Annotated in this window: 6 protein-coding genes; all 6 read left to right on the forward strand. The window is 41.3% G+C overall.

Features of this window, described 5'->3' with window-relative positions; translation table 11 throughout:
- The first annotated feature begins 210 nt into the window (after nucleotides 1–210).
- Nucleotides 211–765: a carboxypeptidase-like regulatory domain-containing protein gene (locus tag Q0Z70_RS05485; protein WP_298073109.1), complete on the forward strand. Its 555-nt coding sequence runs from the start codon at nucleotides 211–213 to the stop codon at nucleotides 763–765.
- A 38-nt stretch (nucleotides 766–803) separates the two neighbouring features.
- Entirely contained in the window at nucleotides 804–3470 is a 2667-nt protein-coding gene (locus Q0Z70_RS05490) for a SusC/RagA family TonB-linked outer membrane protein (protein WP_366807154.1), read from the forward strand.
- A 20-nt stretch (nucleotides 3471–3490) separates the two neighbouring features.
- Entirely contained in the window at nucleotides 3491–5206 is a 1716-nt protein-coding gene (locus tag Q0Z70_RS05495; RefSeq protein WP_298073111.1) for a RagB/SusD family nutrient uptake outer membrane protein, read from the forward strand.
- A gap of 689 nt (nucleotides 5207–5895) precedes the next feature.
- Entirely contained in the window at nucleotides 5896–7908 is a 2013-nt protein-coding gene (locus Q0Z70_RS05500; RefSeq protein ID WP_298073112.1) for a family 20 glycosylhydrolase, read from the forward strand.
- A 115-nt stretch (nucleotides 7909–8023) separates the two neighbouring features.
- Entirely contained in the window at nucleotides 8024–8692 is a 669-nt protein-coding gene (locus tag Q0Z70_RS05505) for a GDSL-type esterase/lipase family protein (protein WP_298073113.1), read from the forward strand.
- Nucleotides 8689–11826, forward strand: coding sequence for a cyclically-permuted mutarotase family protein (locus Q0Z70_RS05510; protein WP_298073114.1), 3138 nt, complete (start codon nucleotides 8689–8691; stop codon nucleotides 11824–11826). The genes Q0Z70_RS05505 and Q0Z70_RS05510 overlap by 4 nt, the downstream gene beginning before the upstream one ends.
- Nucleotides 11827–11855 lie beyond the last annotated feature (29 nt).

Raw genomic sequence — 11855 nt, forward strand, 5'->3', positions numbered from 1 at the left:
CAACAGGGGAAAAACAACATGGGCAAACGTCTCTCGACGAGTGTATACTGTTGGACGCCCTAAATTGACCACTAACTTTTATGTGTGTGGAAGCACTTTTTTAATGTCTTTCATAATTTATTATATTTAAATTTATTGCCTATGTTAAAGAGGATTAATTTTGTTAGTCTTGTATTGTTGGCAGGGAGTATGACAATCCCTGTGAGTACAATGGCCGAAGTTGTACAGAACCAACAGAATGTTAGTGTATCCCAGCAAACAGGGAAAGTGATTGGTATTGTTGAAGATTCGTTCGGTCCAGTGACTGGTGCTGCGGCGATTATCAAAGGTACCAGTAATGGTGGCGTGACCGATATCAATGGTAATTTTACCATAGAAGGTGTGAAGGATGGAGACATTATTCAGATTTCGTTTGTGGGCTATGTGTCTCAAGAGATTAAGTATGTAGGACAGTCTTTTATCAAAGTTATGTTGGTGGAAGATACACAGACGTTGGATGAAGTCGTTGTGCTGGCTTATGGTGTCAAGCAAAAACGTGGAAAGTTGACAAATTCTGTATCGAGTGTTAGTGAAGAAACTTTAACCGTAGGTTCATATGGTGATCCTGCTCAAGCGTTGGTTGGTGCCATTTCCGGTGTTAAAGTGAAACAGACCTCCGGTTTTGCCGGTTCTACTCCGTCTATAACGCTTCGTGGTGGTACAAGTTATAATGGTACAGGCAGCCCGCTTGTTGTGGTAGAGGTCAGATTCGTACAGACGGATTGAGTGATCTGAATTCAAACGACATTGAATCGATGGAAGTGATGAAAGATGCCGGTGCAACAGCTATTTATGGTGCGCGTGCTGCGAATGGTGTTATTCTTGTAACTACCAAACAGGGAAAGCAGGGAAAGGCCCAGATAAACTTTAATATGAAAGTGGGTGCACAATACTATGTACCAACTTATGATATGATGGATGCGGAAGGTTACATTTATTGGTTGCGTAAAGCCTATGCCAATACTCCTTGGTGTACGGCAACCGGTAACTTGACTTCAAGTTCCAGTAGTGTAGGAACCGGTGCTACAGAGCTTACTTCCAGCAGCGTTTATAATGTATTAGGTTATACAGGCTCGGAGTATCAACAGAATCTGATAAAAAATCATGGTTGGCAGGTGATGGACGATCCTGTAGGTGATGGACAGATTTTATTTAAGAATACGGATGTAAGTAATTATAACATTAATACTCCCGCTGTTTCTCAGGAGTATAATCTCAGCTTCTCTGGTGGTAACGATCGTGGAAAGTATTATGCAGGTTTAGGTTATTATGATGCCGATGGTCTCAAAGTCAATAACTTCTATAAACGTTACTCGTTCTCGTTTACCGGATCTTATAAACTTGTCGACTGGTTGGAAGCAAGCTCTATTTTTAATTACAATCGGGCTAACTGGGAAGATGGTCCCGGCTTCCAAACGAATGACAGTTATTATTTCGGACGTGTCTTGAGTTCACCTCCTACTATCCGTTTGGAAGATGAAGAGGGTAACTATTTGTTAGGCGCATCCCGATCGGACGGTAACTATCGGTACGAAGTGGATAAGTTTGAACGTGAATACCAGACGGATAAGTTCAATATGACACAAACTTTGGAAGCTAAACTTTTCAAAGGTCTCAGCCTTCGTGGAACCATGGCGTGGAGTTACAGTGAATACACAGATGAAGGTTTCAACAAAGATTTTCACACCAATCAGGCGGGTACTGCTATGACTACAGATCGAGAGTCGTGGGCTACGTTCTATCGTTATTTCAACCAAACCTATAGTTTAGTAGCAAATTATGACGGTAAGTTTGGTGATCATACCATCAATGCCATGGCTGGGACAGAATTTTGGGATAAACAGTATAAATCTATCTATGCGTATGGATATGGTGCTCCTACTGATGATTTCGGTGATTTGGGTTATACCTCTACTGAGGAAGGTAAGCGTGAGGTTGATACGTCGCATAATCGTGAACGTATTATGTCTTTCTTTGGCCGTGTGCAATATGATTATCTGGAACGTTACATTCTGGCTTTTACTTTCCGTGAGGATGGTTACTCCCGCCTGATCAACAATCGTTGGGGATTCTTTCCCGGTGTGTCAGCCGGTTGGGTATTTTCCGAAGAAGATTTCTATTCTCCACTGAAGGGGATTGTGAATTATGGAAAGTTACGTGCCAGCTATGGGGTAAATGGCAGCATCGATACTAATTATATTGGCATTTATACATTGCATGGTGCTTATAGTTCATCTACGTATAACGGGAATACGGGTTTCCGTCTGACAACCTTGTCTAATCCTGATCTTCGCTGGGAAAAGACACGTACTGCAGAAATTGGTCTTGACTTAGGCTTCCTGAATAACCGTTTTACGCTCGGTTTTACGTTTTATGACCGTCTGACATCGGACAAGTATGCATCACTTGTGCTGCCTTCGACGACGGGGTGGAGTTCCATTACGAACAATAATGGTAAGTTCCGTAATCGTGGTATTGAAATTGATATCAATGCAAACCTGCTCAAGATGAAAGACTTTAGCTGGACGTTGGGTGCCAATATCTCTTATAATAAAAACACAGTAGTGGAACTTCCTTATAACGGTTTGGACAAGAATCGTCAGGGAGGTACAGAAATCTATACAGGGAACGGTAACGAGACATATTATGTAGGTGGTTTACAGGAAGGTGTAACTCCGTACGATGTGATTGTAGGCTACGGGGTAGACAAGATGGTTCGTTCGGAGAGTGATTTGGTAGATGGTTATTGCGATATGTCTCAAAGCATTGCTGTTTACTATGGCGATAAAGGGTATCAGAAACTACAGGATGTGGGCTGGACTGGTAAGGCATATGAATTGGAATGTGGTGACCTGATGTTCGAGGATATCAATGGTGACGGTATCATTGATTCATATGACCGGAAAGTACTGGGTACTAATACTCCGAAATGGAATGGCGGTTTGAATACCACGTTTACTTGGAAAGGTTTGTCTCTTTATTTACGTACAGATTTTGGTTTAGGTTTTACTACTTATGATGGTTTGAAACAATGGATTGATGGCTGTGGACAAGGTGCCTATAGCATGACAACTGATATTTGGGATTCTTGGACTCCTGAGAACCCGAATGCTAAATATCCTCGCTATGTATGGGCCGATCAGTTGGGAAAGAATAACTATATCCGTACATCCGAGTTTTGGGCAACTAAAGGTAATTATTTGGCATTCCGTGAATTACAGCTATCTTATGATTTGCCGAAGAGTTTTTGCAGTAAATTTCGTTGTGAAGGTTTGAGACTATCGGTTACAGGGCAGAATTTGGGGTATTGGACTAGTAGTGCTTCTGCCATTCCTGACTATACCCAATATACAGATGGAAATACAGCTGGGTGGGGAGGTACTTATGCTTTGCCCCGTACAGTTCTTTTCGGACTTGACATTACATTCTAACCTTTTTAATATACATGAATATGAGAAAAAATAAATTATATACCTTTGTTTCTGCTACCCTTGTGGCCGCAGGTATGGGGATGTCATCGTGCTCGGATTGGTTGGATCTTTCCCCTATTGACTATTATGGTGCTGGTAATTTCTGGCAGACGGAATCACAAGCTATCGGTAACTTGAATGCACAGATGTCTCAATTGCGTGGTTTTAATTTTCAGATTAATATTACCTACGGTGAAATCCGTGGCGGTGCTTATACCCGGCAGACCGGTGGAAGTGATGGTGCCAGCCTTTCGGCTCAATATCTTCGTGATCAAAACTTGTCACAGACTAACTATGGAGTTTCTAATTTCGGAGGGTATTGGGGACTGATTTCTGCCGCCAATCTTTTTATCTATAATGTGGAGAATGCTACCTATTTCTCCAGCGAAGATACCAAGAATTATTGTTTGGGTATGGTTTATGGTATGCGTGCTTATTATTATTTTCTGATGTATCGTGCTTATGGCGGTGTGCCTTTGCGTTTGACACCTGACGTAGAGAATGGCAACTATGACCAGTCTACTCTCTATATGGGGCGTGCCAAGGCTTCGGAAACTTTAGCTCAGATTAAGGCAGACATAGCCAAGTCGTTGGAATACTTCGGCAATCAGACTTCTTTCAACTTCAATGGAGACAGCAAGAATGCCAAATATTATTGGTCAAAGGCTGCTACCGAGATGTTGGCCGGTGAGGTTTACTTGTGGAGTGCTAAGGTGGCTACCGGTGATCAGGACATTATTCCAGGTGATTTGGCAATAGCTAAGACGTATTTCCAGAATGTAGTAAACAACTATGGGTTATCGCTGCAAGATGAATTTGCCGATGTGTTCAACGTAGATAATGAACAAAACTCGGAGATTATTTTAGCTTTCGATGCAGATGAGACTGAAGTGACAAACGGTATTCCTTCCAGTTATGTATATGGAATCGTGACCGGATATACCATTGGCGCTGCTTATGATAGTGAAGGAAACTTGTGGGATAACCCGCTGACTGTCGCATCGTCTGTAAGTCGCTATCAGTTTACCAACGCCTTGTGGTATCAGTACGATGCCGAAGATACCCGTCGTGATGCTACGTTTATTGCTTCCTGGCACGATCAGGCCGTTACGCAGTTACGGGGAACTTTTGTTTGCAAGAATTTGGGCTCCATTCGTGAAAGTACCGGTTATCGTTGCTACAACGGCGACCAGCCTTTATATCGTTTGCCGTTGGCATATCTCTCTTTGGCAGAAATTGCCAATATGGAAGGAGATAATACGAATGTGGAAAGATATGTCAATCTAATTCGTGAACGTGCTTACGGTGATAATTGGGATCCGGCTGCTTATGGCTACACGGCTGGCTCGTTTGTAGAAAACGAAGTGGCTATTCTTCACGAGAAAGATAAGGAATTTGTTCAAGAAGGCCAGCGTTGGTATGATGTACGCCGTATGTCGGTAAGTGCAAATTGTGGTGAGCTGGATCATTTGGTGTTCCATGAAGAAGGTCACGTGGCTTACGGATTGGAAATCACAGAGAATATGAAAGAACTTAGCCCCAACAAATGGGAAGTATCAACACCGCCCGAAATTGTGGTAGAACCAATCCTTTCGGAAGATTTGGCCTACCGTGTACTTTGGCCGCTTAGTACTTCGGACTTGAGTAATGACCCCTTATTGGAACAGACTCCGGGTTACGAAATGAGTGGAGAATAATTTGCACGAGTTTCATTTGACGGTATTGAATTTGTAGGATATAATCAACTTTATAGAATTGGAAGAATTAGATTTGCCATGATCTGTTCTTCCAATTTTTATAGAATGTCTTTTGTTGTAGATTGTTTTGGTATTTTAGGAGGAATGGGAATGTTGCAAAGCAGCAATTTTATGAATGAAGCGATTTAGACATCTCTTTTCTTAAACAGTTCATTAAAACAATATTGCAATAAAAGCTATGTAATTTTATGATTTCCAGTTCCTTGCGGCCGTCGTTTCAAAACGATTCAGAATGGGTAATATTTGCCGAGAAAGTGTAATCAAAGAGATTTCCGCTCACCTTTCCTGCGCCAGCTATTATATGATGGAATACGGAACTGTATTTCAGAACCTTACCACTAAACAACCCTTCTACGGGAAGTTATTTCCATTGACAGCCTGTCTTTAACTGATAAAGAATGGTTTTATGACTTCTATAAGGTTGCTTTTATTATGACAAAACGATGTTTTGCTACGGATAAATGAGGTAGTATTTCATTTTTTTATTGTATCTTTGTCCAACACAGCGTGCAGGGATTCTTTGTTATGGATAAGTTTGGTCATCCTACAAGATAATAAATAATTCTATTTGTACGTTGTTTACTGACATGGGGATTTATACAATTGAAATTGATAAATAATAATTGATTATGTATGGGAAAATAAATATTTGTTGGTTGCTTGGACTTTTTTGTACATTGTCACTATGGGCAAATGATAAGGATTATTTGCTCCCTAAGCCTCAGCAAGTCTTTTTTTATTCAAATTCTTTCCGAATAGACAAAGTGAAACTTGTTTCTTCGGTTCTTCGGGAGGAACTGGAAACTTTTGTTATCGAACAGGGAGGAATAATTGAGTCAACAGCCTCTTCTTCTATAGTGGTAACATTGTGTGACTCTCTATTTCAAGTTCCGGTTCATTCAGATGAAGCTTATCGGCTGAAGGTGGGCGTAAAACGAATTGATATTGAAGCGACAGCCTCACGTGGAGTTTATATGGCTTTACAGACTTTACGTCAGTTGGTGGCTTATGACAGTGGTCGGGTGGTAATCAGAGGCTGTGAGATTTTGGACTGGCCGGCATTTCCTATTCGCGGGTTCATGCATGATGTGGGGCGTAGCTATCTGTCTCTTGAAGAATTGAAGCGGGAAATAGCCATCTTGTCAAGGTTTAAGATAAATACATTTCATTGGCATCTGACCGAAAATCAAGCCTGGCGATTGGAAAGTAAAATATTTCCTATGCTGAATGACAGTTCGAATATGACTCGAATGAAGGGGAAATATTATAAATTGGAAGAAGCTCGGGAACTCGTAGATTTTTGTAAAAAACATCATGTCTTGTTGATTCCTGAAATTGATATGCCCGGACATAGTGATGCTTTCAGACGTACATTTCGTCATGATATGCAAAGCAGGGAGGGAAAACAGATCTTGAAATTGTTGTTAGATGAGATTTGTGAAACATTCGATGTTCCTTATCTTCATATTGGAACTGACGAAGTGAAGTTTAAGGATAAGGATTTTGTTCCTGAAATGGTTAGTTATGTGCGTTCTAAAGGGAAAAAAGTAATTTCATGGAATCCAGGGTGGCAATATGGTTTAGGAGAAATAGATATGCTGCAACTTTGGGGATCGAGAGGAAAGGCGCTTGAAGGCGTTCCTTTTATAGATTCCCGTTTTCATTATTTAAATCATTATGATACTTTTGGCGATATTGTTGCTTTGTACAATAGCAGGGTTGGGACTGCCGGACGAGGTGATAATGTGGCTGGAGTGATGATGTGTGTGTGGAATGATCGTTTGCTTGAAAACGAGATGGACATTCTGTTGGAAAATAATTTTTATCCCAATATGTTGGCTGTTGCAGAGCGTTCATGGAGAGGGGGAGGAAGTGAATATTTCAATGGCAGGGGTATAATGCTTCCGATAGATAAGCAATCGGATATCTATCTTGATTTTGAAGATTTCGAACGTCGGATGCTTTGGCATAAAAAGAACACTTTTACCGGTTTTCCTTTTGCTTACGTTAAGCAGACGAACGTGCAGTGGAAGATAACGGATGCCTTCCCAAACGAAGGTGACCTGAAACAAGTATTTCCTCCAGAAAAGGAACTAAAAGAAACGTATGTTTATGAAGGGAAATCATATAAAACATATGACGCCATAGGTGCAGGTATTTATCTTCGCCACGTTTGGGGAAAAATCGTGCCTGCTTTTTATCAGGATCCTCAAGAAAATCATACGGCCTATGCATATACTTACGTTTATTCTCCCAAGAAACAAGAAGTCGGATTGTGGGCAGAATTTCAGAATTACAGCCGTTCGGAAATGGATCTGCCGCCTTTGCAAGGTACATGGGACTATAAGGGAAGCCGCATTTGGATTAATGATAAAGAGATTCTACCTCCCACATGGACAGCTACTCATCGGGTAAAAGATAACGAAATACCTTTAGGTAACGAGAACTTCGTGTCCCGTCCCCCTATATTAGTAGGCCTGAACAAGGGATGGAATAAGGTCTTGTTAAAGTTGCCGATAGGGAAATTCAGTTCAAATGAGGTACGTTTGATTAAATGGATGTTTACCGTTGTATTTGTAACGCCAGATGGAACTGATGCTGTAGAAGGGTTGGTTTATGCACCTGAAAAACTGAAACAATAACGATAATCGGGAAGATGCAGCTTAGTCTTGGTCGTTAGGAAAACGTTGCTATGTTGATGCTGACTACATAAATTTTCAGACTTTAATTTGTTGTATAATAAAAAAGAATAAGATTATGAGAACAGTTATTTTTGTTATTGTGACATGTGCATTGTTCTTGTTGCCAATAGAGGCTCAAGAAAACAAGTATTCCACATTTTACTATCAGCGTGCGACTCTTTTTGAAGAGCTTCCTGTGACACCGGATGATATTATTTTCCTTGGGAACAGTATTACCAACGGGGCTGAATGGGCAGAATTGCTGGACAATAGCCATGTAAAGAACAGAGGTATTAGTGGAGATGTTTGTATGGGAGTTTACGACCGTCTGTCTCCTATCTTGAGAGGAAAACCGGCTAAAATCTTTTTAATGATTGGAATAAATGATGTCAGTGCCGGACTGCCTGCCGATACGATAGTGGGGCGAATAGAGAAGATCGTACAAAAAATAAGATGTGACTCCCCCACAACCAAGCTCTATTTGCAGAGCTTGTTGCCAGTGACCGATTATTATAAGAAATTTGGCAGCCACACTTCACACCCGGAAATCGTTCCGATCATAAATGCCGGGATAAAGGAGATAGCGGATAGAGAAGGAGTGGTTTACATTGACCTATATAACGGTTTTGTGGATAGTGAGACAGGAAAGATGAAAATAGAATATACCAATGACGGTTTGCATCTGTTGGGTAAAGGTTATCTGAAATGGGTAGAAATAATAAAACCTTATTTAGGAAGGAAATGAAGAAACTTATTGGATGTCTTTTATTATGGGTAATCCTACAGACAAATATTCCAATTATCGGGAAAACGGTTAGGGTTGCTTGCGTAGGGAATAGCATTACGTATGGAATGACATTGCCTTTGCGTGACGAACAAGCTTATCCGGTTTGTTTACAGCGGATGTTGGGTGATGCTTATGAAGTAAGAAATTTTGGTAAATCAGGAACTACGCTGTTGTCAAAGGGGCACAATCCCTATATCCGTACTTCAGAATACAAGGATGCACTGGACTTTGCAGCGGACATTGTACTGATACATTTGGGAATTAATGATACCGATCCGCGAAACTGGCCTAATTACAAAGATGATTTTGTTAGTGATTATGTAGATCTCATCAATTCATTCAGAAGGGTCAATCCGAATTGTAGGGTAATTGTAGCACGTTTAACGCCGATTACTGTATATCATCCACGTTTTGTATCTGGAACACGGGATTGGCGTACATCCATTCAGTATTTGATTGAAACGGTGGTACGTGTGACTGGAGTGGAACATGTGGATTTTGAGAAACCCCTATATGCATATCCACATTTGTTACCTGATGCAATACACCCTAATCCTGAGGGCGCCGAAAAATTGGCTTATGCTGCATATTCGGCAATAACGGGAGATTTCGGGGGGCTGCGTATGCCGGATATCTATACGGATAATATGGTCTTGCAACGGGAAGTAGAATTGAAAATCGTAGGAAAGGCCAATGCGGATGATAAAATAACAGTGACGATAGGGAAACAATCGCATACGGCTATAACTGGGAGTGACGGGTATTGGGAGGTACAATTGTCTCCTTTGAAAGCAGGAGGACCGTATACATTGGTTGTTACAGATGGGAAGAAGTGTCTGCGTTATGAGAATGTGCTTGTAGGAGAAGTTTGGCTTTGTTCGGGGCAATCGAATATGGAATTTATGATGCAATCGGCTAGTACCGCTTCTACAGATATTCCAGATTCCTATTGTAACGAAATCCGCTTGTTTAATCAAACGGCACGTTGGAAAACCAATGCAGTAAAATGGAGTGAGCATGCATTGGATTCGATAAATAAATTACAATATTATAAAGATGCTTGCTGGGAGGTAGCTGCCCCGGAAACGGTGGAAAAATTTTCTGCAGTGGCCTATTATTTTGGGAAAATGCTCCAGGATAGTTTGAAAGTACCTGTTGGATTGATTTGTAATGCTGTTGGCGGATCGCCTACTGAGTCATGGATTGACCGCCAGACATTGGAAAAACACTTCCCGGATATTATGAGAAATTGGCGTACTAATGATTTTATACAGCCTTGGGTACGTGAGCGGGCTTCGTTGAATGTCAGTTTGTCAACAAATAAATTGCAACGTCATCCTTATGAGCCTTGTTATTTGTACGAAGCTGGGATTCAACCATTGGAACACTTTCCTCTGAGGGGAGTTATCTGGTATCAAGGGGAATCGAATGCACATAACGTGGAAGCTCATGAACGCTTGTTTACTTTGTTGATAGATAGTTGGCGAAAGAATTGGAATAATAGGAATTTACCGTTTTATTATGTACAGCTTTCCAGTTTGAATCGCCCTTCTTGGCCATCTTTTCGTGACAGTCAGCGCCGATTGATGGACAAAATTCCCAATGTTGCGATGGTTGTTAGCAGTGATAAAGGTGATTCCTTGGATGTACATCCTAGGGATAAGAAGCCTGTGGGGGAACGGTTGGCACGTTGGGCGTTATATCAGACATATCGTTGGAGGCATATTGTTCCTTCTGGCCCATTGTTTAAATCTGTTAGATTTAATGGACAAACGGTGGAAGTCCTTTTTGATCATGGGAAAGATATGCATGGTGCAGGCAATACTCCTATTACATCTTTTGAATTGGCTGAATTTGAAGGTCTTTATAAACCGGCTATGGTGAAAGTTGTTGGTGATACCTTAAAAGTTTTCAGTGAGGAAATCATGCATCCACGTCATATACGTTATGCTTGGCAGCCTTTTACGCGTGCTAATCTGGTGAATAGTGAGGAGCTTCCTGCATCTACCTTTTGTGCCCATGCGCCTGCTTTATCAGAAGCCCTCAGCTTGCATCTGATGTCTGTTTCTCCTCTAAAGAATAAGGCCTTTGCAAAAGGCGTATCAGCACCTTTTGCCGGATGTATAGGTGATGATTTGGTGATAGCCGGTGGGTGTAATTTCCCTGATGTTCCGGCAGAAAAAGGTGGGGCTAAAGTATTTTATAAGGATGTTTATGCGGCAACGATTGAGGCCGATTCTTTGTTGTCTTGGAAAAAAGTGGGAGAGCTCCTGCAACCTGTGGCTTACGGTTTTTCTGTCTCGACTCCTGATGGCATTGTTTGTGTGGGTGGAATGAATGAGGATGGAGCAATGGAAAAAGTTTTCCGTTTGTCAATGGTAAATGGGAAGCTGAAAATGGAAAATTTGCCCTCTTTGCCTTCTGCTTTGGATAATATGTCCGGTTGTCTTGTCAATAACAGTTTATTTGTTGTAGGAGGAAATAAGGACGGGCAGGCATCCAATGCTTTTTTTCGTTTGGACTTGGATAATCTTTCTGAGGGATGGGTTGAACTTCTTTCATTTCCTGGGAAACCCCGTATTCAGCCGGTGTGCGCAGCTCAACAAGACGAGACAGGTGAAATGGCTATATATATGTGGGGTGGATTTTCTATTTCTACTTCGGAAGTGGAGGCTTCATTGTCGACAGATGGATATAAATATCTGTTGGAGAAAAATACATGGGTACCTTTGTCTTCTCCTCAGGATAGTCACAATGAGGCTGTTTCGTTGGGCGGTGGTGCGGCAGTCTCAGTTGGTGATAGTTTGTTCCTTTGTATGGGAGGGGTGAATAAAGATGTGTTTTTACAGGCTTTGCGTCGGCCGGATCCAGATTATTTGTCTCATCCTGCAGAATGGTATAAGTTTAATCGGGAATTATTGGCTTATCATGTTATTAATCGTGAATGGCAAACTGTATGTACTACTTCTATGCTGGCTCGTGCGGGTGCGGTAGCTGTACCTTACAAGAATGCAATCTTTTATATAAATGGTGAAGTTAAGCCTGGAGTACGTACTCCTACTATAGTGAGAATATCGCTTTCTAACCCTTAATTCTACCAATATAGTCCTGACCTTTCTGT

The organism is uncultured Bacteroides sp., assembly GCF_947632445.1.
Classification (GTDB): domain Bacteria; phylum Bacteroidota; class Bacteroidia; order Bacteroidales; family Bacteroidaceae; genus Bacteroides.